Origin of the sequence: Nitrococcus mobilis Nb-231, from assembly GCF_000153205.1 — a bacterium.
Classification (GTDB): Bacteria; Pseudomonadota; Gammaproteobacteria; order Nitrococcales; family Nitrococcaceae; genus Nitrococcus; species Nitrococcus mobilis.
On the sequence record NZ_CH672427.1, the window covers coordinates 838519 to 865196 of the forward strand.

Below are 26678 nucleotides of genomic sequence, written 5' to 3' on the forward strand. Positions count from 1 at the left end.
ACTAACCGCCAACCCCCTACCCACCCATGATGAATGTTTAAGCCCCATGGAAGCCCTTTCCCTTAGCAAACTGAACAAGATTTATGCGGGCGGTGTCCAGGCATTGCGCGATGTGGATCTGGTGGTCGACGAGGGGGAGTTCTTCGGCCTACTTGGGCCCAACGGCGCCGGCAAATCCACGATCATCGGCATCATCAGCTCGTTGGTACGCAAAACCTGCGGCCGCGTGGAGGTTTTCGGCCACCCCATCGACCGTGAACCGTGGCAAGCCAAATCATTGCTGGGGCTCGTGCCACAGGAGTTTAATTTTAATACCTTCGAGACGGTCAGCCAGATCATTCTGAACCAGGCGGGGTTCTATGGCATCAACCGGCGCACCGCGCACCAGCGCGCCGAGCGGTATCTCACCGAGCTCGGTTTGTGGAGCCGGCGCAATAGTGTATCGCGCACGCTCTCCGGCGGAATGAAACGTCGCTTGATGATTGCCCGGGCACTGATCCATCACCCGCGCTTGCTCATTTTGGACGAACCCACGGCTGGGGTCGATATCGAGGTACGCCGCTCGATGTGGGATTTTTTGCGCCGGATCAATGCAGAGGGCACTACCATTATCTTTAGTACGCACTACCTAGAGGAAGCCGAATCGCTTTGCCGCAATATCGCTATCATCGACCAAGGACAAATCATTGAAAATACCGATGTGCGCTCTCTACTGCGTAAACTCACCGCGCAAAGCTTTCTCCTCGACATCGACGGATGTCTCGCCGACGTACCGAAGCTCGAGGATTTTCACGTCGTTCCGGTGGATGAATCCTGCCTGGAAGTCGAAGTCCGCTCGGATCAAAGCTTGAACGAGCTGTTCGCTCGGCTAGCCGAGCGAAACGTACAGGTCGTAAGCATGAAGAATAAATCCAACCGGCTGGAGGAACTGTTCGTCCGCATGCTCGAACGCCCCCCCGAGGCGCATCGAGAATCCGCCCAGGTCGAGAAAACCGTATGAGGAACTCCGCCGTACACCCCAAGTACGCGCGCCAAACTCTGATCGCCCTGCGCACGATCGCCTGGAAGGAAACTCACCGTTATCTGCGCATCTGGCTCCAGACACTGCTGCCGCCGGCGATTACCATGACCCTGTATTTCGTAATTTTCGGCAACCTCATAGGGCCGCGCATCGGCCCCATGTCCGGCCACACGTATATAGAGTTCATCGTTCCGGGCGTCATTATGATGTCCGTCATCACCAACGCCTACATGAATGTCGTCTCTTCGTTTTTCGGGGCAAAGTTTCAGCGCCACATCGAGGAGATTCTGGTCTCGCCCACTCCCAATTACACGATCCTCGTCGGATATCTCGCCGGCGGTGTAGGCCGGGGGCTGCTTACCGGGCTAATCGTTACCTTGATTTCCATGGCCTTTACCCAAGTCCCGATCCAGCACCCGGCCATCACGATCAGTGTCGCATTCCTAACCGCATTACTATTTTCCCTTGGCGGATTCATTAACGGCATTTTCGCTCGCAAGTTCGACGACATCGCCATCGTGCCGACGTTCATATTGACGCCCCTGACCTACCTCGGAGGGGTGTTCTACTCAATTGAGTTGCTTCCTGGTGTCTGGCGCGAACTCTCTCTAGCAAACCCGATTCTCTACATGGTAAACGCCTTCCGCTATGGCTTTCTCGGTGAATCCGATATTCCGATTCAAACCGCTTATTCGATCATCATCGTGTTTATCATCATTTCGGTGTGTTTCAGCTTGTATCTGCTACGCCGCGGGGTGGGCTTGCGGACCTGAGGGTGAGTTGGGCTTGCCAACGCGATGATGGCCCCCGAGTTCTGGGTTTATGATAGAGAATCGCCCCGTATAAATCGATGGGAGAGCCCTGTGGCGATGTTAGAGCTGAGCCGAACGCCCTTGCTGACCGATCTCTACGAACTCACCATGCTGCAAACCTACTATGAGCACGGAATGACAGGAAATGCCGTGTTCGAATTCTTCGTCCGCTCGGGTAAGAATCCCGGCCGCCGGGGATTCTATGTCAGCGCGGGTCTGGAGCAGGCTCTCGAGTGGCTGGAGAGGCTACGCTTTCAGCCGGCGGAGCTGGACTGGGTGGCCAACTGCGGGGTTTTCCGCCCCGAGTTCGTCGATCGCCTCGCCGCCTTGCGTTTTACCGGGGACGTCTACGCGATGGCGGAAGGCAGTGTATTCTTCCCTGAGGAGCCGAGCCTGCGGGTCAGCGCGCCGTTGCCCGAGGCCCAACTGATCGAGAGCCGGTTGATGAATATCCTTCATTACCAAACTCTGATCGCAACCAAAGCCGCACGCTGTCGACTCGCGGCCCAGCAGCGTAACCTGGTGGACTTCGGCTTGCGCCGCGCGCACGGCGGTGAAGCCGGCCTGTGGGCGGCGCGGGCCACCTACATTGGCGGCTTTAGTGGCTCGGCTACCTGTTTGGCCAATGCCTATTACGGTGTCCCCGTAGCGGGCACGATGGCCCACTCCTTCATCCTTGCACACCCGAGTGAAACGGAAGCCTTTTTGCGCTTTGCCCGATCGCACCCCACCAACGTCATCCTGCTCATCGATACCTACGACACCGAGGCCGCAGCTCGTAAAGTGGTGGAATTAGCACCCGGACTCAGCCGGCAGGGTATTCAAATCCAAGGCGTGCGCATCGACAGCGGTAATCTTGCCGAGCACGCGCGGCGGGTGCGCGCGATTCTCGATGAGGGCAACCTGCGTGAGACCGCAATATTGGTCAGCGGTGGCCTGGATGAGCACCAAATTCACGACCTGGTGGCAAGCGGCGCACCCATCGACGGCTTCGGGGTCGGCTCCAAGGTAAATTCATCGGCCGATTTACCCTTCCTCGATTCCGCCTACAAACTCCACCAATTTGATGGCAAGGCTTGCGGCAAGCTCTCCGAGGGTAAGTCCGATCTGCCGGGAACCAAACAAATTTACCGCCAGCTCGATACAAATCATATGATGATGGGCGATGTCATCGGCCTGGAGGGCGAGCTCATCGAGGGCCAACCACTCCTGCAGCCCGTAATGCAAGAGGGCCAGCGCACTAGCGCACCCGAGACTTTACAGATACTCCGCGATCGTCTCGCTGCGAATGTGGCGGCTCTACCCGAGCCTTATCTCCGGCTGCAGGATGCCCCGCCCTTCCCGGTCGTTTTATCCGAAAAGCTGCGCACTCTTAACCGAAAGTTACAGACGCACACAGGGCGATGAGTGCAAACGCGAAGCTCAAAACCGCCAGCAATTCCCGGTCAACGCTTAACAAGCTGATTTAGAAATATATTTTCCTGGTGCTTTTTGCAAACCTGTCAACATTAAATACATATATTTCAATTAGTTAGCGAAATATTGGCCAGGGTCGCTGCAAAACCGCCTTGGCTAGGCCGCCTCGAAATCGCGGCGATCGGCAACCGGTTATCCACGCCCACAGGAGTCATTTTATTCGACTCGCAGCTCATTCAAAGAGTGACCACTGGCTTCCCATTCCTTGATCCAAACGGGCTTGCGGCCTCGGCCAGACCAGATTTTATTCATATCTTCGGGATGACGAAAGCGCACATCCGTCTTGGCTACCGCCAGCTTCTCCGCCTGACCGGAAATCAGCTCATTCAAGGTAAAGCCATAACGCTCCGCCACTGATTTCAGCTCCTGCTGTGCCTTTTTAGCATCCAGCTTGCGGCGGGATGCGAGCTCCTTGCCGATATCTTTTTTAAGCCACTCAAGCTCATCGGAGGTATACTTAGAAAGGTCCATGTTCTCTCCTGCACTTATTCTCGTTCAACCCAGCCAGTAAACGACGTGTCCAATAAATTTTTCGCCGTTCACGTTACCTCAACGCGGTTCACTCGATCGAACAAGATGTAGGGTTATTTTGAATTCTCACGGGAGACGCAACAAAGGCACTGCATTTACTATGCAGAAGATCAATGTAACCGCTTTACCGAATGATTTCCATATGCGGCGGCGCACCTAGAAAATTATTATAATGGTCGTTGTGCCAACCTTTACACTAGAGTAACAAAACACTTTTTTCGAAATCCCCATCCGAGCAGGTAATTATTTCTTTACCAGCCCTTGCCCAATGACAAGGAATAACCGCGGACATCGCTCATGAATTACGGCACAACATCGGCTTGCTAGCGCAACTGATAGATGCCGCCTATCGGCAACCTCGCCTAGCGATACTCCCGGCGGCCTGCAAACGCATGGGACAGCGTCCCACTGTCCACATATTCCAGCTCGCCGCCCACAGGAACACCGTAAGCGATTCGGCTGACGTGAATCGCGTTGTTATAGGCCATCTCGGCTATGAACTGAGCGGTCGCTTCGCCTTCTACGGTCGAGTTGGTGGCAAGGACAATTTCACGAATTTCGCCCTCGCAAAACCGTTTCTCCAAGCAGTCCAGTCCGAGCTCAGCCGGCCCGATACCGTCCAACGGCGACAGCCGACCTTTGAGCACGAAATAAAGTCCGCTGTAGTCGGTGGCCTGATCCAACGCATAGACATCGGCCGGGTTCTCTACGATGCACAAGGTGCTGCGGTCGCGCTTACCGCTGCTGCAGATCGTGCACAGCGCCTGCTCGGTCAGGATCCGACAATACCGGCATTCACCAACCTTCGCTACGGCCTCTGCAAGAACGCGAGCGAGCCGCATCCCGCCCTCACGGTCCCGCTGCAAGATATGGAAAGCCATGCGCTGGGCCGATTTCGGACCGACTCCAGGCAAACAACGCAGCGCCTCGATCAGTTCGCTGACCAGTGGCGAGAATTCCGCCATCGGCTTAAAACGGCAGCTTCATACCGGGCGGCAATCCCATGCCCTGAGCCAGCCCGGACATCCTCTCCTGGGTGACCTTCTCCAGCTTTTGAACCGCATCGTTAAAGGCCGCGGCCACGAGATCCTCGACCATCTCTCGATCGTCATAAACGCTCTCATCGATGTTTATGCGCCGGACTTCATGGCGCCCCGTCATTACCACATTCACCAGCCCGCCCCCGGCCTGCCCGCTCACCTCCAGGTTGGCGATCTCCTCCTGCGCTCGCTGCAGATTCTCCTGCATCTTTTGCGCCTGCTTCATCAGATTTCCAATACCGCCGCCCTTCATGCTCATGCCATTTTCTCCCGTCTATGCAGCCTTTTGAATAACCGTCTCCAGCCTACTTCAATCCTCGCTAGGCTGAATTGAATCAGGGACAACCCGAGCATCGAAAGCCTCCCGGAAGGCTGCGATGTTGGGATCATTTTCGATGGCGAGTTCAGCCGCCTTCTGGCGTCGCCGGAGCTCGCCAAGCTCCCGCTCAGTAACCGTTTCACCCTCAACCCGACCTACCTCGATGTGCAACCGTAGCTGCTCCCCCGCCCGATCCGACAATAGCTTGCACAATCGCTTCTCTATATTGGAATTGAGCAGATGCGCATGGCTCGAATCGATGCGCAAGCGCACCAAATCACCCTCCCGGCCAAGCCACAGGCAATGGCCGGCCAGTGCTCGCACCATCCCAGCGCGCGCGAGCGATCCGACTACCGCATGCCACTCATCGAGCGATCGAGGTGATTGGCTCGGCCCGATAGATAATTCCTCGTTACGCTCATTCGGCGCACGCGCGGTATTTCGAGGCCCGCCCTCATCCCCTTGCCCAGGGCTCGAACCACTCGACGCCTCAGTCCAAGGCTTTTCCCGCACCGAGGATGATTGCGGCTGCGGTATTTGCGCTGCAGGCGGACTTGGCGCCATAGTCGCAGGGCGAAACGCGAGCATGCGCAACAGCAACATCTCAAATCCCGTCCGTGGATCCGGCGCCAGCGGCAAGTCCCTACGTCCCGTAAGCCCGATCTGGTAGAACAGCTGCACCTCCTCCGGAGTCAATCTTTGCCCTAGATCGAGTAATCGGTCACGCTCGGGCAGATCCTCTGGTAATGCATCGGCAACGCTCTGAACCAGAGCCAGTCGATGCAGGATAAGCAGCAGTTCGGCGATGGCGGCGCTGAAATCCGGCGTGCGCTCGGCCATTCGAGCCGCTACTTCCAGCAGTGCCCTGCCATCCTGAGTCGCCAGCGCTTCCAAAAGCTCGAACAAGAAATCACTCTCGATACCGCCGAGCATCTCGCGGACATCCTCGTCGCGCACGGCGCCGGCCCCATAAGCAATGGCTTGGTCCAGCAGACTGAGCGCATCCCGCATACTGCCATCTGCCGCATGACCCAGGCGACGCAGGGCCGCGGGCTCGGCCCCGACACCCTCCCGGGCCAAGATTTCGGTCAGGTAGTCGGCGATTCGACCGGCCGGCAACCGCTTGAGATTGAACTGCAGGCATCTGGATAAAACAGTGGCTGGCAGCTTCTGCGGATCCGTGGTGGCGAGCAGGAATTTCACGTGAGGCGGCGGCTCTTCCAACGTCTTCAACAAAGCATTGAAGCTATGCTGGGAGAGCATATGGACCTCATCGACAAGATAGATTTTGAAACGGCCTCGCGCGGGCGCATATTGGACATTGTCCAGCAACTCGCGCGTATCCTCCACCCGTGTACGCGAAGCTGCATCCACCTCGATCAAATCGACGAAGCGTCCCTGATCGATCTCCCGGCAGGCTGTGCACTCGCCGCATGGCTCTGCCGTAATACCCGACCGCTCGCAATTGAGGCATTTGGCCAATACGCGAGCGATCGTTGTTTTTCCGACGCCCCGCGTACCTGCAAAAAGGTAGGCATGATGACAACGACCGTTCGCAAGCCCGTTGCATAGCGCTCGAAGCACGTGCTCCTGGCCCGCCATCTCGGAGAAGGTTCGGGGCCGCCATTTGCGGGCGAGAACCTGGTAGTTCATCAAAGGTCCATGACCCATCACGTGCGCGGTATTTGAACCATTACCGCTATTGAGCAGCGCTGCCTAGGCCGCAGCAAGGATTGGAGGCAGCGGCGCCAACCACATCCCGGCACCCGAATCCGCTGCTACCGCTGCTCCCTTCCGGGCCTGACGGGGTTTACAACGTATCGTCGCGGGAGGACCGACGCCACCACCACTGTATACAAACCACTCGACAAAGCGAGATGCAATGTAACAGGAACCCTAAGGCCTGACAAACCGCAGCCAGCGGCGATACCGGATAATCGGCACCCCACATTACACGGCGCTGAACGACTAATTATATCGGGGACTAAAAAGCATTCACCCCTGCAAAACAGGCACGGTAGCAATAATATTTACTATGATGTCGCTTACCCCTTTATCAAAGAGGACCCGCACTCATCCCCAGTCACTCAGAACAGTTAGCTACAACCGTACCGCCACGGCATGCGATTGCATCGCTGTACAGTAAAAACCCAGGGCACGAGAAGGTCTATTGTTTAGCGTCGTCGACTTGCTGCTCCAGGTAGCTGCGGTAGTCCTCCCAAAGCTGTCCCGGTTTGTGCTGGCGCAGGAAGCCTCGCAGCCAGGAAACGAACCCACTCACCTCCTCTCCCTCTTGTCCCCATTCACGCCACGCCTGTAGCACCATGGGTCCGTAAGGGTTGCTCTCCAACCACGTATCGTCTTCATCCGCGGCCGGATCGGAATCGAGATCCCAACCTTGCCACGTCCTGGTAAGCAGGTCGAACAACGAATCATGCGCCGGCAATGCTCGGATAGCCTCGATTACCTCTTGTAGCTCCTGGGCGAGCTTGTCAACATTCGTTGCCTCTAGCTCCGGATCTCCAGTGGCATCGACACTGTTGAGTTCGGCATGCTCGGCCTCTAGAGTGAAAAGCACGGCATCCTTTACTGTCTTATCTTCTGCTGGCGTCTCGGCCATATCAAATCCTCATTTGCTAGTGCAGGCGGCTGTATATCAGGAAGGCTCGGCGGCGTTCGTCACCCGGACGAAATCGATCCGGCCACCGTCCACAACCCAGCATTCAGCTTCCTTATGTCTGAGATTTACGGGCACCATTCTCGGTGGGTGGCCTCCGGGACTGTTTTCGCCCGCTCACAAAGCTACCGGGACACGTTTTGAGCGTCCTTGCGAAGATCACACGTCTGCGCAATAGCCTGCATAACGGCAGCAACAAGGCGGCCACATATAAACCCCGTTTCTACGGATTTGCGCGGCTTCCCCCGAAATGCCAAAAAATGATTAATTCGGATGTTCCCTGGGGACCTTTCGCTAATTGCCTTTCTATCATCCCGACATCCCGAAGAAAACCAGAAGTCATAAAAATCAAAAACATGAACATCGATCTTCACCGATATGACGAATAAATTAGAGCTTGCCTAACTGTATCGCCAGATGGGAATTCTCACGCAATTGCTCCGACCATGGATCGGATCGAGCGGCCGCCTAGGCACCCGAACGGTGCGTAAATGGTGCCGGGACTCGGACTCGAACCGAGGACCTATCGCTTACGAGGCGATTGCTCTACCGACTGAGCTATCCCGGCCTATGCGCAGACGAGGCAGTATATAAAACAAGCAACTTACGCACAATCCATAGCCTTTTCCATCGACCGAGCCGCCGGCCGCGCGGCCGATTTATCTGAATGACGGAACCGACCGCCCGGTTATTTTACCGTTTATCGGGCTGATTGTGCAGCTCATCACATAGCACGTGCTTGACGGATTTACAGCCTTTATAAGAAGGCTCATGAAAGATTCAAAAGGATTTACGCTCATCGAGCTCATGCTCACCTTGGCGATAGTGGCCATGCTGCTCGCCGTGGCTGTGCCGTCCTATCGCAGCTTTGTGCAGGGCAATCGCGCGGCCGCTCAGGCCAATACCCTGCTGCGGGCCTTGGCGTATACCCGCAGTGAAGCGGTCAAGCGCGCAACGGTAATCACGATCTGCCGGAGCAGCAATCAAAGCAGCTGCGGCAGCGCCTGGGCGGACGGCTGGATCGTTTTCAACGATGTCGATCAAGACGGCGTCCTGGATGCGGGCACGGATACCCTGCTGCAGGCCGGCGACGGACTCTCCGGGGGCTCGACCCTGACGGCCGGAGCGGGATTTGTCCGCTACACCGCCTCGGGCGCCGCGCTGGATACCACTCAGTTCACGCTTACCCCGGCCGACTGCCAAGGGGATATGCGCCGTCTCATCCAAGTAACCGGCAGTGGCCAGGCCACCGTTCAGAAAGCAACCTGTCCCTGAGGAGCGCCGATGAAAACGACTCCGACCCAAATCGCTCGATCCTTGGGCGCTTGCCGCCCCAGCGGCGGTTTCACGCTGCTCGAGGTGCTGATCGCCCTGCTCATTCTCTCGGTCGGCTTGCTCGGCGTCGCCGGCCTACAGCTCACGGGCCTGCGCAGCAACCACAGCGCCTATCTGCGCTCGCAGGCCACGATCCTGGCTTACGATCTTCTGGATCGCCTGCGCGCCAACCGCGCACAAGCGCAAGCAGGCGGCTACAACATCACGATCACAGGGGCCAGCGATTTACCGTCGATCAGCGGCAGCCCCACCCAGGCGGCAACGGATCTCAACGCGTGGGGCTCCGATTTGTTGGCACGGCTGCCCGCGGCGCAGGCGAGCGTGGCCGTGGCGGCCGACAATACGGTAAACGTCAGCGTCAGCTGGGACGACTCCCGCGCCGATCGGGCATCCGATCGCAGCGGCACCCCGGTCACCGACCCAACCCAGTTTCAGTTCCAAACGGAGCTCTGAGCATCATGGCGCACGTGCGGCGATCTTTTCCCAGCTACGCAGCCGGCTTCTCGTTGGTCGAGATCATGGTGGCGCTCACTCTGAGCCTGCTGCTGTTGGGCGCGGTATTCCAGATCTTCATCAGCGCCAAGACATCCTACCGCATGAACGAGGGGCTGGCGCGGCTGCAGGAAACGGGGCGCTTTGCCGCCGACATCCTCGCCGGCGATATCCGGATGGCGGGCTATCAAGGCTGTATGACGCTCGATCAGCTCACACCGAATGTGATCGTCAAAAATCCACCGAGCGAACTGCTGCTCTACGATCCCGCCAATCTCCTGCGGGGCCAGAACAATCTGGCCTCCGGCAACGCCCTGGGAGCCGTCGTCGGCAGCGACAGCCTGAGCATCCGCAAAGCGTCTACCACCGCCGCGCATCTAACCGGCAACATGACGGCTGTCAACGCTAACATCCAGATCGACGGCAATCCGTCCGGCTTCAAAAAAAACGATATCCTTATGATCACCGACTGCGCCAACGCGGATATCTTCCAGGCAAGCAGCGTCTCCAACGGTAGCGGCACCGTCACCATCGCTCACGCCAGCAACGTCAACACGACCAACAATCTATCGAAAGCCTACCAAAGCGACGCACGGCTGATGGCGTTCGAGTCCAGCACCTATTATGTCGCCGACACCACGCGTACCAACGAGGCCGGCGAACCCATCTACGCCCTCTACGTGCGACGCCTCGGCGGCACGCCGGTGGAGTTGGTCGCAGGCGTCGAGGACATGCAGGTACTCTACGGCGAAGACGGCAACGCCGACGGCTCGGTCGACAGCTACGCCAACGCCGGCGCAGTCGCCGACTTCGCCAACGTGCTCAGCGTCCGGGTCGCCTTGCTGGTCGACTCGGTGTCGCCGGCCAGCACGCAGCCGGACAGCGCAACCTACACGCTGTTGGACGAGACCGTGAACCCGCCGAACGGGCGCTATCTACGCAAGGTGTTCACCTTGACGGCCACAACACGCAGCCGCGAGCTGCGCAGCACGACGTTTAACTGATCGATGGATGCAACCGGTACGCTCAATGCCTGGGCCTATAGGAGGGAACCGCGCGATGCACCAGCGACAACCGCAAAGCGGCTCGGTGCTGATCGTCAGCCTGCTCTTTCTGCTCGTGCTGACCTTGATCGGCATCACTTCGATGCAGGGTGTCTCGCTCGAGGAGAAGATGGCCGGTAATGCGCGCGGCGGTACGCTCGCCTTTCAGGCGGCGGAAGCCGCCCTGCGCGATGGCGAGACCTGGGTCATGGGCATCGATCTGTACGATCCACCCACACCGGTAGACACCTGCTCCACCGCCCCTTGCGCGCTGTGGGAGACCGGTAAGCCCGAAAGCTACCCGGAGACGAAAACCATGGCCTGGTGGCAGAGCAATGGGCGGGAATACGGTGTTGCGGGCACCCAAGAGCTCACGACCTCGGCGGGCGATCCGCGCTTCCTGGTCGAGTATCTGGGCTATGACCCGGCCAACAGTGTCCTGAACAGCAACGAGCGGGCGCGGCGCATCGGACCGCACTTCTACCGGGCGACGGCGGCGGGTTTTGGTCCCCAAGCCAGCGCGCAACGGGTGCTCCAGTCCACGGTGCGGACCTGGAAGAACTGAGTGAACCGGCGCAGTGATGAGCCTGAGTCCGGCGCAATCCAAGCAGATCGAGGGAACGACTCATGAGACGCTTACAGGGTGTAAAGCGACTGGGGATGACGGGACTCACCGCCGTAGCGCTGCTGCTAGGAGCCCAGGGCGCACTACACGCCGCGCCACTGGCGCTGAGCACCAAGCCCCTGTTCCTGAAAACCGGCGTCGCACCCAACCTCATCATCACCCTGGATGACTCCGGCAGTATGAGGCGAGACTATATGCCGGATAATCGAAGCGGGAATCGCAACGAACGTTTCTATTCGTCGGACTACAACGGGGTGGCCTACAACCCGGAGGTCGCCTATGACCCGCCGCTGCATGCCGACGGCACGCCGTTTAGCACCACATTCCATAATGCCTACACAAGCCCGTTCACCAATACCTGCAGCGACGGCCGCCGCGGCTGCGGCCCCGCCAAGGATCTGAGCGTTGACTATATAACCAGGGATCTTTGGGGAAGTAATCAAACCTGGCCGGCATTCTATGCGAAATTCACTTCGAGCAATCTACTCTCTCTTGTTCCGCTCACCGTGCTGTGTGACATCCTCACCGACCTAGATCAAAATGTCTGCTACAACCGTGTGACCGTCTCAGCCACTTCCGGTCCGAGCGGCAGCGACGAGCGGCAAAACTTCGCCAACTGGTACAGTTTCTATCGCGATCGCAACCTCACCACCATCACCGGCGCCTCACGCGCTTTCTACCCGCTCGGCAACGACATTCGGGTGGGCTGGCAGCGGCTGAACACCAGCACCACCATCAAACCGGTACGCTTTTTCACCAGCACCCACCGCACGGCTTTCTATAATTGGCTGTTTGACCTACCCCATAGCGGCGGCACCCCGCTGCGCCGGGCGCTACAGCGCGCCGGGGTGTACTTCAAAACGAATCAGCCTTACTACAATAACGCCGTGGATAGCGGCGATGGCTCCGCCAGCTGCCGCCAGAACTACCAGGTGCTGATGACCGACGGCCTATGGAACGGCGGCCTATCAAATGGACCCGGCAACTACGATAATTCGGAGCAAACGCTACCGGATGGCACCAGCTACAACCCTCAGGCACCGTTCCAAGACGACAACAGCAATGTGCTGGCTGATCTGGCCTTCAAGTACTGGGCGGAAGACCTCAGCACACTGGCCAACGACGTGCCACCCTACATGCTGCAGCAAGGGGCGTCGGCCAGTGCGAATTACTGGAACGCCCAGAACGACCCCGCCAACTGGCAGCACCTGGTCAACTTCACGGTCGGCCTCGGTCTTGGCGCTTCTCTGACCGATCCAGTCTGGGGCGGTAGCACCTTTACCGGCGACTACCCTAATCTCGCCGACGGCAGTAAGAACTGGCCCGCGATCACCAGCAATACCCCCAGCACCGTCTCCGACCTTTGGCACGCCGCCATCAACAGCCGCGGCCAGTTCTTCAGCGCCGATGATCCCAAGGCTTTGGCCGCTGCTTTCAAGACCATCCTCAACCGCGTCGCCGATCGCACCTCTTCGGGCACCTCGGTGGCCATCGAGTCCGGCGCCATCACCCACTCGGACAACGTCTACATCGCCCGTTTCAACAGCCGCGATTGGACCGGTCAGGTGGTGGCCCACGCCCTGAGCCACGACCCAGTGACTCTGGGCGATATCGGCGCCGCGGTCTGGGATGCCGCCTGCGCGTTGACCGGTGGCGCTTGCACGACCGACGGCAACACCTATACCGGGCGCACGGCCGCCAATCGCCAGATCGTCACCTACAACCCGGCCACCGGCACCGGGGTACCGTTTCAGTGGGCCGACCTGAATTCAAGCCAAACGACCTTCCTGAATCGGGCCAGCGACGGCACCGTGGACAGCGAGGGCGAAGCACGCCTGCACTATCTGCGCGGCGATCGCAGTCAGGAGCAAAGTAACGGTGGCGGCTTCCGCGATCGCAAAGGGCTGCTGGGCGACGTGGTAGACGCCACGCCCATCTATGTCGGCCCCCCGGATCGGTTCTACCCCGATGACTGGGACGACGCGCGCACCACTGGCAACGACAATACCGCCGAAGACCAAGTAACCGGAACCTACGCCGACTTCAAGGCCGCCCACGATAGCCGCGCGGGCGTGGTCTACGTAGGTGCCAACGACGGTATGCTGCACGCCTTCGCCGCCGCAACCGGCGCGGAGCTGTTCGCCTACGTGCCGAGCGCAGTCTATGACCATCTAAGCGATCTCACTGACCCCGCCTACGGCCACCGCTTCTATGTAGACGCCACCCCCACCGAGGGGGATGCCTTTTTCGGCGGCGCTTGGCACACGATTCTCGTCGGTGGTCTGCGCGCCGGTGGCCAGGGCGTCTATGCACTCGATATCACCACCGTGCCAGGCGCCAGTGCCGGCGAGGCCAGCGTCGCCGCCAAGGTGCTATGGGAGTTCACCGACGCCGATGACGCCGACCTTGGCGCCACTTACGGCCAGCCGCAGATCGTGCGCCTGCACAACGGTCACTGGGCAGCGGTGTTCGGCAACGGCTACAACAATACCGACAATGACGGCAAAGCCAGCAGCACCGGCAATGCCGTGCTGTTCATCCGCGATCTCGAAAGCGGCACCGTCATCAAACTCGACACCCACCGGGGCACGGCCGACGATCCCACCGGTAACGCTCGCCCCAACGGGCTCGCCACGGTAACCTCGGCCGATGTCGACGGCGACAGCATCGTCGATTATTTGTACGCCGGTGACTTGTTCGGCAATCTGTGGAAGTTCGACGTCAAGGCCGGCAACACCAGCAATTGGAAGATCGCTTACGGAAGCAGCAGCAATCCGACACCACTGTTCACGGCGGTGGATGCAAATGGCACACACGAGCCCATCACCACGGCGCCCAGCATCCGCCGCCACCCCACGGGCGAAGGCTTCTTGTTGATGTTCGGCACCGGTAAATACTTAGAGAATCAAGACTCCGCCCTCTCCACCAAAATGCAAAGCGCCTACGGCATCTGGGATCGGGACGGGAGCTCGCTCAAGGCGTTCACCCGCAGCAACCTCCTGGAACAGACCATCGAGCAGGCGACGACCGTCAACGGCACCGATTTCCGAATCATGAGCGATCATTCGCTCACTTGGGCGGACTCGGATCCAACAACCTTGCCGAGCTCCAGCTCGGATGGGTATCTGGGCTGGTACATGGATCTCCTCGCCGGCGAAATGCAGGTGACCGATTCGCTGGTGCGCGGCAACCGGCTGATCTTCACCACCCTGATCCCGAACGACGACCCCTGTTCACTCGGCGGCGACAGTTGGTTGATGGTATTGGATTACCGCGACGGCGGCCGCTTCAACTTGCCGGTCTTCGATACCGACAACAATGGCGTGTTCGCGCTCGCCGATTTGGTCGAGGTCGATGTCGACGGGGACGGCAACAAGGAGAAGATCAGCGTAGGCGGCCAAAAGTCCAAGAGTGGCATCCTGCAAACCCCCACCTTGGGTTCGATGGCCGATGCCGATCGGGCCTATTTGGGCGGCTCCGATGGCAAAGGCACGGATTGCGCCGGTCAGGACTGCACCGACATCGGCCGCGATCCAGCCACCCGCAACCGCCAGTCTTGGCTGCAACTGCGCTAGGGGTGGATCCGTCACACCGGCGAAGCCTGCCCCGATCCGGGGTCGGTGTCCATCCGGATTCCGGCGTCCGGATTGCGGTCGGAGAGCCGGAATGGCAAGAAAGCAATCATCAAGGGTTGCCCAGGGAGTTACCGATTATGGCAATGAATCACACGTGGCGCTTTCTGCTCCGAGCGCTGGCCGCCGGCCTGCTGGCCTGGGGGCTCGGCACCGCCGCTCAGGAGGTGCATACCTTCGAGGACAACGGCGTCATCCAGCAACTCGATCCCGTCGGTGAGCAAATCATCATCGACGGCCAGCACTATGCCCTACCCACCGCCGTAGCCCAGCAGGCCACCGATCAGCGCGGAGCGAAGATAACGCTGCAGCAGGGAATGTGGGTGAGCTTCTACGGCTCGGTCTCGAGCCACACCCCCCAGATCCAGGGCATCACCTTTTTACGCTGGAGCGATAAATGAGCACGGTCGACACAAGGAAAACCTCAATAGTCCCCAGATTTTGTCATTCCGACAAAATCCGAAATGACAGCCCGAAACGGTCTTTCGAGACCTAGGTGACTTACAAAGCCGCATTTCGCATCGTCATCCCAGCGTAGGCCGGGATCCATCTTGCTATTGTTCAAAAGAGAAATGGGTTCCGGCCTACGCCGGAATGACGGAACTCGGAGTTACTCGGGCCCCATAGGAGGATAGGCATGAGGGAAAAGACGAGCCGGCGGCATACCAATGGGTTCACGCTCATTGAACTGATGATCACCGTGGCGATCGTGGCGATCATTGCCGCTATCGCCTACCCATCGTACACACGCCACGTCATAAAATCCCATCGCAGCACCGGCCAGGGCAAGCTATTGGAGATCATGCAGGCGCAGGAGCGCTACTTCACGATCAATAACTCCTACACCGCCGATCTCACCGACCTCGGCTACGGCGCAGCGAGTGCCGTTCCCGCTGATGGCGGTTGGTATACGGTGGCAGCGGCCGCCTGTACCGCAAGCACCATCAACCAATGTGTGCTACTGACCGCGACCCCCCAGAACTCGCAAACCGCAGATTCCACCTGCGGCAATCTGACCTTGTCCTCGCGTGGACAAAAAGGCATCAGCGGAACAGGCAGTGTCGGGGAATGCTGGTAATGTGGGCCAGACCCGGATAGACTGTGATACAGTTCCGAATTCTGGTCAAACGGACAGCTTCGGCGCCGACATCCGAGCACCCGAGACAAGGAAATCTCGAATAACTACCAAGTTTCGTCACCCCGGCTCGCGCGAAGCGCGGCCTATCCTGAACCCTTCGGCAAGCTCAGGAGAATCTTCTCGAAGGACCGGGATGACGAAAAAGCAATTCCCAAGGCCCACAGGCATGATCGTCAAGGAGGACTCATCATGCGCGTCAACCGGGGCGTTACGCTCATCGAACTGCTTGTCACCATTACCATTCTCGCGTTACTGACCATCGCCGCTACGCCCGCGCTGACTCAGTGGAGCCGCAGCAACCACCTCACTGCTGGCATCAATCGCTTTCATCGCACTTTGGCGCTGACGCGCAGCCAAGCCATCGAACACGGTGGCCATGCAGTGGTGTGCAAGAGCACCGACGGGCACGGCTGCACGGCAACTGGAGGTTGGGAGCAAGGCTGGCTGATCTTCCTCGACCCAGCCGAGGACAGGCAGTGTCAAGATGGCGATTCCGATGGACGCTGCGATCTCGACGGTGGCTTGATCATCCGTATCGAGCAGGGGTTTACCTCCGGTATAACCTTGCGTGGCAGCGGCAACACTGCCACCGCCATAGCCTTCAAAGGCAGCGGTTTTTCGGAAGGTTATCCGGGAACGCTCACGCTTTGCGATGCCTCCGGCACCGCGCGCGGCCTGGTGCTCTCGATGCAGGGCCGGATCCGACTCGCTCGCCCAGGCGAAGACAACCTACACTGCCCGCCTTGACGCCGGTTAGCCGACCCGCAATGGGCGTTTTTGGATCGCGCGTTGCAAATCGCGTGGCAGAGAGAACACGACGTCCTCGGCGTGATGCCCGCCCTGTTTTTCGGGACGCTCCACGCCCCACTCGATCAACCGATCGACCACCCCTTGCACCAGGATTTCTGGAGCGGAAGCTCCAGCCGTAATGCCGATCACTTCTCGACCTTCAAGCCAGCGCCGATCCAAATCCGCGGCCGTGTCGATCTGATAGGCCGGCACACCGATGCGCTCGGCCAACTCACGGAGCCGCCGAGTATTAGAGCTATTGCCCGAACCGACCACGATCATCACGTCCACCTGTCGCGCTAGACCCATGACGGCGTCCTGGCGATTTTGAGTCGCGTAGCAGATATCATCCCGAGTCGGCCCATGTATATCGGGGAAGCGCTGGCGCAGTGCGGCGATAACCTGTGCAGCATCGTCCATCGAGAGCGTGGTCTGACTCACATAGGCCAGGTCATCGGCATTTCGCACCGTAAGCGACTCGACATCCTCGGGTCCCTGCACCAGATAGATTGCGCCGCGCTCGGCCCCCTTTCCCTCGTACTGACCGATGGTACCCGCCACTTCGGGATGTCCGTCATGCCCGATAAGAATCACTTCCCGGCCCTCACGCGCATGCTTTTGCACTTCGATGTGCACCTTGGTAACGAGCGGACAGGTCGCATCGAATACCCGCAATCCGCGTTGGGCAGCCTCCGCACGAACGGCTTTCGAGACACCATGGGCGCTGAAGATCACCGTGCTGCCATCGGGCACCTCGCTAAGTTCCTCGACGAATCGGGCGCCCTTGCGGCGCAGATCATCGACGACGCTACGATTATGCACGACTTCATGGCGTACGTAGATCGGCGCGCCAAACGCTTCCAACGCCTTTTCCACGATGCTGATCGCCCGTTCGACCCCCGCGCAAAAACCACGCGGATTGGCAAGAAGAATTCTGGGCATTGCAAAACCCAATATTGTAAACAAGAGCGCGCCAGTATCTCATGCCTGCTGGCCAGACCCAAGCCGTAATCTTGCCCGAGCCCCAAGCGCTGGCCAGACATCAGCTTCTTAACTTCGCCGGCGCTCGAACCACAGTTGCAGGAGCAATCCAATCAGACCCAGCGTGATGGCACTGTCGGCAACATTAAATGCCGGCCAATGCCAGCGCCCATAATGCACATCGATAAAGTCGACCACATGGCCATAGCGCAACCGATCGATGACGTTGCCGAGCGCACCGCCAAGGATAAGCCCAAGCGCAACGGCCAACCAACGCTCGCGCCGCTGCAGTTGGGCGAGCCAGCGCAACAAAAAAAGGCACACGCCAATCGCCACGGTGATGAACAACCAGCGCTGCCAGCCCCCTTGATCACTCAAAAAGCTGAACGCCGCTCCCCGATTGTAGCTCAACGTCAAATTGAGCAACGCAGCGAGCGGCACCGGCTGGTACGCCGCCAGCCATGTTTGGGCTAGGAATTTGGTTGCCTGATCGGCAATGATGATCAGGACGGCTAACAAGACCCCCAAGCGCAGCATCGGCATTTTCTCTACTCAGGCAAAGCGGCGTATTTCGCCCGGTCCCGCCACGTTGCTTACGCATCGGCTGCAAAGCTCCGGGTGCTCGCGGTTCATGCCGACATCCGCGCGCCGCTGCCAACAGCGCACACACTTGGCGTGCATTGACGGCCCCACTGCCAAGGCAAATTCGGTGCCGTCATTTAGCGTCGCCGCGACCGCCTCCACGGGAAGCGTGGTGAAATCGTGAACCTGAGCCTCTGAGGTGATTAGCAAGAAACGTAGCTCCTCGCCCAGGGTCTCCCACTGCCGCTTGAGCGATGCAGGGCAATAAATCTCAACCACGGCTTCCAGGCTCGCACCGAGCACGTTGGCGTTGCGCAGCTCCTCGATGCGCTTGTTCACAGCTTCGCGTAGTGCCAGGATTCCGGCCCAGAAGGGTCGGTCAAACGAGCCTTCCTCCAAGGGTTGCAGTGCCGGGTACCATTCGGCCAAAAACACGGAGGGTTCACGCGGCCCGGGCATATGCTCCCAGATTTCCTCGGCGGTAAAGCTCAGAATCGGCGCCAACCAACGCACCAATGCCTCAATGATGTGGCACATCGCCGTTTGGCAGGAACGGCGTGCGAGGCTATCGATTTGTGTCGTATACTGGCGATCCTTAATGACATCCAGATAGAACCCGCCCATATCCAGCACACAGAAGTGATGCACCCGCTGGTAGATCTGGTGGAAATCATACTCCCGGTAGGCTTCTTGAACAGCCTGTTGAAGCTGCCAGGCACGGTCTACGGCCCAGCGATCCAACGCCAGCATCCGTTCGGGCGCCACCTGATGCCGAGCCGGCTCGAAACCGGCCAAGTTGCCGAGTAAAAAGCGCGCCGTGTTGCGGATCCGCCGATAGGCATCCGCTGTGCGTTTTAAGATCTCATCGGATACCGCCATCTCACCACGGTAGTCGGTGGCGGCGACCCAAAGGCGGAGCACGTCGGCTCCCAGCGTTTTCATCACCGTCTGCGGCGCCACCACATTGCCGCGCGATTTGGACATCTTGCGACCCTGCTCATCGACGGTGAAGCCATGAGTCAGCACGGCACGATACGGTGGCGTGGCACGTACCATCATCGAGGTGAGCAACGAAGATTGAAACCAGCCGCGATACTGATCCGAGCCTTCGAGATAGAGATCAGCCGGTTGGCTCAACTCCTCGCGCCGCTCGAGCACGGTGGTATGCGTGGTGCCCGAATCAAACCAGACGTCGAGAATATCGGTCACCTTCTCATAGCGGCTCGCCTCGTCGCCGAGCAGTTCCTCGGGCGCGAGATCGAACCAAGCATCGATACCGTGCTGCTCGATCCGCTGCGCCAGCGCTTCGATCAGCCGCATCGTCTGGGGGTGCGGCGCTCCGCTGTCACGATCGACGAACAGCGCAATCGGCACGCCCCAGTTGCGCTGGCGCGAAATGCACCATTCCGGACGGTTGCGCACCATGGCGTCCATACGCGCCTCACCCCATGGCGGATACCATCGAATCTGCGGCAAGGCGGCGAGCGCCTGCTCGCGCACGGAATTGGATTCCAGGTTGAGGAACCATTGCGGGGTCGCCCGGAATAGGATCGGAGTCTTGTGGCGCCAACAATGCGGGTAACTGTGAGAGTAGCGCTCGTGGTTGAGCAGCATGCCGCGCTTTGCCAAAAGCTCTATGATCGCCGCGTTGGCGTCGAACACGAGCTGTCCGGCAAAAAACTTCGTATCCGCAACAAAACGCCCCGTGGCATCAACCGGATTGTTCAACGGCAAATCGTAACGCTGCCCAGTGAGGTAATCGTCGCTGCCGTGACCGGGTGCCGTATGCACCGCACCGGTACCGGTATCGGTGGTTACATACTCAGCGAGCACAATCGGCACGATCCGCTCATAAAATGGATGCTGTAGCTGCAGGCGCTCCAACTCGACACCTCGACACGGTCGGCCGATGATCTGGAAGGCACCCACTTGATAGCGCGCCAGCGCCTGCTCATGCAACGCGGCGGCCAGCACCAGATACTCGCGACCGCCGTCCACAGCGGCCAGGACATATTCGAGCTCCGGATGCACGGCCACCGCCTGATTCGCCGGCAGCGTCCAGGGTGTCGTGGTCCAGATGACCACCGACAACGGTGCCGCCTCGATGCGCGCGCCGAAGCACTCGGCGAAGGCCTCGGCATTGACCGCTGGAAAGCGCACATCGACCGCCGGGGAAGTGTGCGGCTCGTATTCCACCTCCGCTTCAGCCAACGCCGAGCTACAGTCGATGCACCAATGGACTGGCCGATAGCCCCGTTTGAGGTGCCCCTTGGCCACGAGATCGCCCAGCACGCGCAGGATATCGGCCTCGGTCCGGAAGTCCATGGTCAAATAAGGATGGTCCCAGTCACCCACAACCCCAAGGCGCTGAAAGTCGCGCCGCTGACCCTCGACCTGCTCCGCGGCGAAGCGGCGGCAGGCCGCCCGAAAATCCTTGGGAGTAACGGTCTTACCGACCTCGACAAGGCTTTGCTCAACCTTGTGCTCGATCGGCAAGCCATGACAGTCCCAGCCCGGCACATACGGAGCGTCCAGGCCGTCGAGGGTACGGCTTTTGACTATGATGTCTTTTAGGATTTTATTGACTGCGTGACCGATATGGATTTCGCCATTTGCATAGGGCGGCCCATCATGCAAGATGAAGTGCTTGCGCCCCCGCCGAGCCTCGCGAATCTGCCCATAGAGGTCGGCACGGCGCCACTGCTCCGTGCGCTGCGGTTCGCGCTGAGCGAGATTAGCGCGCATCGGAAAGGCCGTTTTGGGCAGATTCAACGTCTCTTTATAATCGGTCACACTGTCTCCCTGCGCTATGCGTGGTTGACGGGCTAGCCGGCGATTCGTCGCCTAAAATAGGCTCTCGCCACGGCCACATCCCGGGCAATCTGTTCACTCAATGCCTCGAGGGAGCTGAACCGGATCTGATCGCGCAGCCGGCGAACGAACTCGACCTCGATATGCTGGCCATAGAGATCGCCCTCGAAATCCAGCAAATGAACCTCTAGCACCATTTGCCGACCGTCGACGCTCGGTCGGTTGCCTACACTCGCCACACCTGGAAGAACCCCGTCGAGGCCCCGCACGCGCACGGTAAAAATACCCTCTAGCGCCGGGCGCGCTCGATGCAACCGGATATTGGCCGTCGGCCAGCCCAGGCGGCGCCCTAGGCGATCGCCACGAATCACGCGGCCCGAGATCCGGTACGTCCGACCCAGCAGATGTGCGGCGAGCTCCAGATCGCCCGCCCCGAGTGCCTGACGCACCCGGGTACTGCTGACCCGGGCACCCGCCAGTGTTACCGTAGGCACTCGGGTGAGCTCGAAGCCGTGCTCCACGGCCGCTCGTGTGAGCAGAGAATAATCACCACGGCGACCACGGCCGAAACGAAAATCATCACCGATCATCAGAAAGCGCACGCCCAGCCCGGCCAGCAAAATCTCCCGGACGAAATCTTCTGCTTCCATGGCCGCTAGCCGCGGACCGAACTCGAGGCATAACACCCGCTCCACCCCGGCCTGCGCCAGCGCTCGAAGCTTATCCCGCACGCCGGTGATGCGCGCGGGAGCGGTATCCGGCGTGAAATACTCCCGCGGGTGCGGCTCGAAGGTCACCACTACGGCGGGCATACCGCGCTCGGCGGCCGCAACACGCAACCGCTGCAGCACCGCCGAGTGTCCCCGGTGCACGCCGTCAAAATTGCCGATAGTAGCGGCGCATTCGCGATGGCGCGCTCGGAGATTATGGCCGCCGCGAATGAGCTCCATGCCAAAATGCTCCGGAAAGTCTTGGAATTGTAAGGCAAACATGGACCTTTGAGCTATGCCGTTTGCCGTTTTGTCAGCGGCGGCTCGCGAAGGTTAGATAAGCGCAAACCGGTCAGCCGCAGCGCCACCAAGTAGGTAATCGCGCCAAGGGCAATCACCGCCGCCAACATAAACACCCGTTGATAAAGATCGGCTTGCAGCCAAAGTCCAGTGTGGCTTCCCGGCCAATATAAAACCACCGCCATCGCCAATGTGGCCAGCACCGCCTGGCGCAGAAGCTCGCGCCACCCGGCCCTGGGTTGGAAAACGCCCCGGCGGCGCAGTCCTCGATACAGCAGAGCGGCATTCACCGTCGCTGCTACCGCCGTAGCAAAGGCAAGCCCAGCATGCCCAACGCGGGTGTGGATCAGCACCACCACCAGGGATGTACTCAATACCATGTTCGTTATCAATGCGGCCAAGGCACACTTGACCGGCGTCACTGTATCCTGGCGCGCGAAATAGCCCGGCGCCAGAATCTTTACCAGCACGAACCCCAGCAAACCCAACGCGTAGGCCACCAGGCTCCAACTGGCCAAGCGCACATCCTCAGCCGTGAAGGCCCCATATTGGAACAAAGTCGCGAGAATGGGCCCGGCTAGCAACGCCAAACCGACGCTAGCCGGGAGTATCAACACCACCACTAAGCGCAGCGCCCAGTCCAAAGTGTGGCTGAAAGATTGCCTCGACTGATCGGCATGCTCTTGGGACAGGCGCGGCAGAATCACAGTACCCAACGCGACACCGAAGACACCGAGCGGAAACTCCACCAAACGATCGGACCAGTACAACCAACTTATGCTGCCCGTTACTAAAAAAGAGGCAAGGATCGTATCCACCAGCAGGTTGATCTGCTGCACCGAGGTTCCGAACAATGCCGGACCCATCAGCCGTAGAATACGCCGCACCCCAGGGTCCGACCAACGCGGGAGAGCCAAGCCGAGCAGCCTGTGGTGAGCGACGAAGGGCAACAGCAAGAGCAACTGCAACAACCCGGCCACTACCACCGCCAATGCCAACGCGACAACACCCTGTTCGAGATGCGGCGCCAACCAAAAGGCTGCGGCTATCATGGACAGATTGAGCAGGATCGGCGCAACGGCTGGCGGGCCAAAAGAACCGTAAGTGTTCAGGACCGCGCCGGCACAGGCGGTAAGAGAAATCAGTGCCAAATAGGGAAAGGTCAGCCGCAACATCTCGGCCGCGAGTTGGAAACGCTCGGGATCGTCGGTAAAACCGGGTGCGAACACCGTCACCAACGAGGGTGCCCCAAATACTCCGAGCACAGTGACCGCGGCGAGGGTCATGCCCAACACGCTAACCGTTCGAGCCACTAACTGGCGTACTTCCATGCGGCTGCGCCGAGCGCGGTACTCCGAGAGCACTGGAACGAAGGCCTGGGAGAACGCGCCTTCGGCAAAGAGTCGTCGCATGAAGTTAGGAATCTTAAAGGCAATGAAGAAGGCATCTGTCGCCGCCGAGGGCCCGAAAATCACGCCGATCACGATATCCCGCACCAGCCCTAGCATGCGGGAGAGAAAAGTCAAAGAACCGAAGGTAATAACTGAGCGTAGCGATCCCTTTCGCACAGTTGGCGCTCCAACCAGCAACCCTTGTCGTCTAATCCGCTCTGAAACGCGGGCCGGAGCACTCTAGCCTGAATGCGCGCCGGTGCAAACCAACCAACAGTGAGCATATTCCTTGAATCCTTGTTGACAACGAACCGTTGGTGCAGCATATTGCCCGCTTTCCAGCGATCAGGCATCAAAAAGTAGGAGTTCCACTTTGGCCAATACGCCTACCGCAAAGAAGCGTGCTCGTCAGGCAGCACGGTGCCGACAGGCCAACCAGGCACAACGTTCGATGATGCGCACCGCTGTCAAGAAGGTGTTGCATGCACTTAACTCAGGTGATCAAGAGAAGGCCGGAGAAGCTTATCGCCAGGCCGTACCGATTGTCGATCGTATGGCTGGCAAGGGCTTGATCCATAAAAACAAAGCGGCGCGCCAGAAAAGCCGGCTTAACAAGCACATTCGGGCACTCCAAGGCTAATTAGCTATCCCATTGCCTGCTTAATAGTCGTGCGGTCACGCTGCCGCAGTGCCCGTGAGTACCAGATTGTCACGGTGAATCAGCTCTGGCTCATCCGCGTAGCCAAGCAATTCCTCGATCCGGCGCGATGACTGACTCTGGATAATCGCCGCCTCCTGTGCGCCGTAGTTGACCAACCCCCGCGCCACCTCCCGCCCGTCCGGGGCGAGGCAAAGCACCACATCGCCGCGGGAGAAGTGGCCATCCACCCGCGTCACGCCAACCGGCAACAAACTACGACCGGCTTCACGGAGAACCTTTACGGCGCCCGCATCCAGCCAGAGGCGGCCGCGCACCTGGAGCTGATTGGCAAGCCATCGCTTGCGGGCGACTAGACGTTCACAAGCGGGCTGGAGCAGCGTTCCAAGCGACTCGCCACGATAAAGTCGGGGTAACACATCTGCCTCGTGACCCGAGGCGATCACCGTGGCGGCGCCGGAACGGGCCGCGCGCTCGGCGGCGAGTACTTTTGCCCGCATCCCCCCTCTGCCCAAAACGCCCGCTGCCTCGGAGCACATTGTCAGCAGACGCGGATCGCCCGCTTTGGCCTTGTCGATCAAGCAAGCGTCCGGTTTACGGCGAGGATCGGCCTCGTACAGCCCGGCCTGATCGGTAAGGATCACTAATAGGTCTGCTTCCAACAAATTGGTCACGAGCGCCGCCAATGTGTCATTGTCCCCAAAGCGAATCTCATGAGTGGCAACCGTATCGTTCTCATTCACCACCGGAATGACGCCCAAATCGAGCAACGCTCTCAGCGCCGTGCGGGCATTGAGATAGCGTTGGCGATCGGCCAAATCCTCATGGGTCAGAAGAATTTGTGCCGTATGCCGGCCATAGTGCTGAAAGCCACTTTCATAGGCCTGCACCAACCCCATTTGCCCGACAGCGGCTGCGACCTGCTGTTGGTACAGTTCCCTTGGGCGCCGCGCCCATCCTAAGCGTTGCATGCCCTCGGCAACCGCGCCCGAGGAGACGAGTACGACCTGAACCCCGTGCTGTTGCAACGCAACGATCTGCTCCACCCAACCGCGAATACGGTTGCGCTCCAATCCGCGGCCTTCATTGGTAACGAGTGCACTGCCGACTTTGACGACCCAGCGACGAGTGCCGGCCAGACCATACTGCTGGTTCATCGCGGCACTTCCTCCGCCGCACTGTCAGCGGAGCGCGTCTGCAAAAAGGCCATGATCCGGCGGCAAAGAAACTCGCAGCCTTCGCCGGTCTTTGCGGAAATCCCGAAAACTGGGCGATCCCAGCCCAAGCGCTGCAGCATACGCTGCTGTAATGACTGATGCTCTGCCGCCGGGATCTGGTCCAGCTTATTAAGTACCAACCAGCGCTCGCGGCGCGCCAACTCGCCGCTGAAGCGGTCAAGCTCCTGCTCGAGCACACGCACATCCTCCGCAGAGTCCACGTCTTGGCGGATGCGGGCCATGTCCACTACATGCAGTAACAGCCGCGTGCGGGCGAGATGCTTGAGAAAGCGCGTTCCCAGTCCCGCCCCTTGCGCCGCCCCCCTTATAAGCCCCGGGATATCGGCGACCACAAAGCTGCGGGTCGGTTCCACCCGAACCACGCCCAGATTCGGGTACAGGGTCGTGAATGGGTAATCGGCCACCCGCGGCCGGGCTGCTGAGATCGCGCGCAACAAGGTCGATTTGCCGGCGTTGGGCATTCCCAACAACCCGACATCGGCTAGCACCTTGAGCTCTAGGCGTAATGCCAAGTGCTCACCCGGCGTGCCCGCGGTAGCTCGGCGTGGAGCCCGATTCGTAGCCCGCTTGAAGTGGCAATTCCCTAATCCGCCGCGCCCGCCACGGGCAACCAGCAGGCGCTGTTCGGCGCGAATTAAATCACCCAAGCACTCTCCGGTCTCCTCGGCCGTCACCAATGTACCGACCGGCACCCGCACCATCAGGTCCGCACCGCCGCGCCCGCTCATCTGGCGCCCCTTACCGGCCTCGCCTGCCGCAGCGACAAACCGACGCGTATGGCGGAAATCCGCCAAGGTATTTAAACCCTCGGTGGCCTCGAGATAAACGCTGCCGCCGCGCCCGCCGTCCCCACCGTCCGGTCCACCACGGGGGATGAATTTCTCGCGCCGAAAACTCACACAGCCATCGCCGCCATCCCCAGCACGCACCTGAATGGTTGCCTCGTCAATAAACTTCATTGCTCGTTAGTCCGTCGCCCCACACGCGGAACCGCCCCAGCGTCGACTGGTTCGATTTACGGGAATCAGATTATCCACGTGAGCGAAACAGCACCGCTCAGCTAACCTCCCTATCTCA

24 protein-coding genes, 1 tRNA gene and 1 other RNA gene are annotated in these 26678 nt (G+C 59.6%); 12 read left to right on the forward strand and 14 right to left on the reverse strand.

Annotation, left to right across the window (positions count from 1 at the left end):
• Window positions 1-46: 46 nt before the first annotated feature.
• The 3 genes from NB231_RS03785 to NB231_RS03795 all read left to right on the forward strand — a co-directional run bounded on the left by NB231_RS03785 (window position 47) and on the right by NB231_RS03795 (window position 3240).
• On the forward strand, window positions 47-1000 hold the full coding sequence (locus NB231_RS03785; protein ID WP_004999865.1) for an ABC transporter ATP-binding protein: 954 nt from the start codon (window positions 47-49) through the stop codon (window positions 998-1000).
• Window positions 997-1794 (forward strand): ABC transporter permease, encoded by a 798-nt coding sequence (locus NB231_RS03790; RefSeq protein WP_004999866.1) that lies wholly within the window; start codon window positions 997-999, stop codon window positions 1792-1794. The genes NB231_RS03785 and NB231_RS03790 overlap by 4 nt, the downstream gene beginning before the upstream one ends.
• Window positions 1795-1890: 96 nt before the next feature.
• A complete protein-coding gene (locus NB231_RS03795; protein WP_004999867.1) occupies window positions 1891-3240 on the forward strand; it encodes a nicotinate phosphoribosyltransferase in 1350 nt (449 codons plus the stop codon).
• A gap of 225 nt (window positions 3241-3465) precedes the next feature.
• Here NB231_RS03795 and NB231_RS03800 read toward each other — a convergent pair whose 3' ends face one another.
• The 7 genes from NB231_RS03800 to NB231_RS03830 all read right to left on the reverse strand — a co-directional run bounded on the left by NB231_RS03800 (window position 3466) and on the right by NB231_RS03830 (window position 8444).
• Window positions 3466-3780 carry an H-NS histone family protein gene (locus NB231_RS03800; protein WP_004999868.1) on the reverse strand — a complete coding sequence of 105 codons (315 nt, stop codon included), beginning with the start codon at window positions 3778-3780 and terminating at the stop codon, window positions 3466-3468.
• A gap of 422 nt (window positions 3781-4202) precedes the next feature.
• On the reverse strand, window positions 4203-4805 hold the full coding sequence (gene recR, locus NB231_RS03805) for a recombination mediator RecR (protein WP_004999869.1): 603 nt from the start codon (window positions 4803-4805) through the stop codon (window positions 4203-4205).
• 4 nt (window positions 4806-4809) lie between these two features.
• Complete coding sequence (locus NB231_RS03810; RefSeq protein WP_040663077.1) at window positions 4810-5133, reverse strand: YbaB/EbfC family nucleoid-associated protein; 324 nt, start codon at window positions 5131-5133, stop codon at window positions 4810-4812.
• Between the two features lie 57 nt (window positions 5134-5190).
• Window positions 5191-6852, reverse strand: coding sequence for a DNA polymerase III subunit gamma/tau (gene dnaX / locus NB231_RS03815; RefSeq protein WP_004999880.1), 1662 nt, complete (start codon window positions 6850-6852; stop codon window positions 5191-5193).
• 90 nt (window positions 6853-6942) lie between these two features.
• An RNA gene (ffs, locus tag NB231_RS17395) (signal recognition particle sRNA small type) lies at window positions 6943-7039 on the reverse strand.
• A gap of 327 nt (window positions 7040-7366) precedes the next feature.
• A complete protein-coding gene (locus tag NB231_RS03820; protein WP_004999881.1) occupies window positions 7367-7819 on the reverse strand; it encodes a hypothetical protein in 453 nt (150 codons plus the stop codon).
• A gap of 549 nt (window positions 7820-8368) precedes the next feature.
• A tRNA-Thr gene (locus NB231_RS03830) sits at window positions 8369-8444 on the reverse strand.
• 203 nt (window positions 8445-8647) lie between these two features.
• On the opposite strand from NB231_RS03830, the gene NB231_RS03835 reads away from it, so the two are divergent.
• The 8 genes from NB231_RS03835 (at window position 8648) to NB231_RS16645 (ending at window position 16888) form a co-directional block, all read left to right on the forward strand.
• Window positions 8648-9151, forward strand: a complete 504-nt coding sequence (locus tag NB231_RS03835; protein ID WP_004999883.1) for a GspH/FimT family pseudopilin — start codon at window positions 8648-8650, stop codon at window positions 9149-9151.
• Between the two features lie 9 nt (window positions 9152-9160).
• Window positions 9161-9664: a type IV pilus modification protein PilV gene (gene pilV, locus NB231_RS03840; protein WP_004999885.1), complete on the forward strand. Its 504-nt coding sequence runs from the start codon at window positions 9161-9163 to the stop codon at window positions 9662-9664.
• A gap of 5 nt (window positions 9665-9669) precedes the next feature.
• Window positions 9670-10707, forward strand: a complete 1038-nt coding sequence (locus NB231_RS03845; RefSeq protein WP_004999887.1) for a PilW family protein — start codon at window positions 9670-9672, stop codon at window positions 10705-10707.
• 55 nt (window positions 10708-10762) lie between these two features.
• On the forward strand, window positions 10763-11311 hold the full coding sequence (locus tag NB231_RS18925) for a pilus assembly PilX family protein (protein ID WP_004999888.1): 549 nt from the start codon (window positions 10763-10765) through the stop codon (window positions 11309-11311).
• Between the two features lie 62 nt (window positions 11312-11373).
• The gene (locus tag NB231_RS03855) at window positions 11374-14946 is read left to right on the forward strand and encodes a pilus assembly protein (protein ID WP_084766224.1); all 3573 of its coding nucleotides are present in this window, start codon (window positions 11374-11376) and stop codon (window positions 14944-14946) included.
• Between the two features lie 137 nt (window positions 14947-15083).
• Window positions 15084-15404 carry a PilY2 family type 4a fimbrial biogenesis protein gene (locus NB231_RS03860; protein WP_040661748.1) on the forward strand — a complete coding sequence of 107 codons (321 nt, stop codon included), beginning with the start codon at window positions 15084-15086 and terminating at the stop codon, window positions 15402-15404.
• Between the two features lie 236 nt (window positions 15405-15640).
• On the forward strand, window positions 15641-16081 hold the full coding sequence (locus tag NB231_RS03865; RefSeq protein ID WP_004999907.1) for a type IV pilin protein: 441 nt from the start codon (window positions 15641-15643) through the stop codon (window positions 16079-16081).
• Window positions 16082-16330: 249 nt separating this feature from the next.
• Window positions 16331-16888: a GspH/FimT family pseudopilin gene (locus NB231_RS16645; protein ID WP_004999909.1), complete on the forward strand. Its 558-nt coding sequence runs from the start codon at window positions 16331-16333 to the stop codon at window positions 16886-16888.
• Between the two features lie 6 nt (window positions 16889-16894).
• Here the strand turns inward: NB231_RS16645 and ispH are convergent, their stop codons facing one another.
• From ispH to murJ, 5 genes are all read right to left on the reverse strand, one after another.
• Window positions 16895-17872: a 4-hydroxy-3-methylbut-2-enyl diphosphate reductase gene (gene ispH / locus NB231_RS03875; protein ID WP_004999911.1), complete on the reverse strand. Its 978-nt coding sequence runs from the start codon at window positions 17870-17872 to the stop codon at window positions 16895-16897.
• Window positions 17873-17980: 108 nt separating this feature from the next.
• Window positions 17981-18454: a signal peptidase II gene (lspA, locus tag NB231_RS03880; protein WP_004999913.1), complete on the reverse strand. Its 474-nt coding sequence runs from the start codon at window positions 18452-18454 to the stop codon at window positions 17981-17983.
• A gap of 9 nt (window positions 18455-18463) precedes the next feature.
• A complete protein-coding gene (ileS, locus tag NB231_RS03885; RefSeq protein WP_004999915.1) occupies window positions 18464-21286 on the reverse strand; it encodes an isoleucine--tRNA ligase in 2823 nt (940 codons plus the stop codon).
• A gap of 32 nt (window positions 21287-21318) precedes the next feature.
• A complete protein-coding gene (ribF, locus tag NB231_RS03890) occupies window positions 21319-22254 on the reverse strand; it encodes a bifunctional riboflavin kinase/FAD synthetase (protein WP_040663084.1) in 936 nt (311 codons plus the stop codon).
• Window positions 22255-22307: 53 nt separating this feature from the next.
• A complete protein-coding gene (murJ, locus tag NB231_RS03895) occupies window positions 22308-23882 on the reverse strand; it encodes a murein biosynthesis integral membrane protein MurJ (protein WP_040661751.1) in 1575 nt (524 codons plus the stop codon).
• A gap of 196 nt (window positions 23883-24078) precedes the next feature.
• On the opposite strand from murJ, the gene rpsT reads away from it, so the two are divergent.
• Entirely contained in the window at window positions 24079-24345 is a 267-nt protein-coding gene (gene rpsT / locus NB231_RS03900; RefSeq protein ID WP_040661754.1) for a 30S ribosomal protein S20, read from the forward strand.
• A gap of 35 nt (window positions 24346-24380) precedes the next feature.
• On the opposite strand, the gene proB is transcribed toward rpsT, so the two are convergent.
• Together proB and cgtA are read right to left on the reverse strand one after the other, a co-directional pair.
• Window positions 24381-25520 carry a glutamate 5-kinase gene (gene proB, locus NB231_RS03905; protein ID WP_004999936.1) on the reverse strand — a complete coding sequence of 380 codons (1140 nt, stop codon included), beginning with the start codon at window positions 25518-25520 and terminating at the stop codon, window positions 24381-24383.
• A complete protein-coding gene (gene cgtA, locus NB231_RS03910) occupies window positions 25517-26560 on the reverse strand; it encodes an Obg family GTPase CgtA (protein ID WP_004999938.1) in 1044 nt (347 codons plus the stop codon). The genes proB and cgtA overlap by 4 nt, the downstream gene beginning before the upstream one ends.
• Between the last annotated feature and the right edge of the window lie 118 nt (window positions 26561-26678).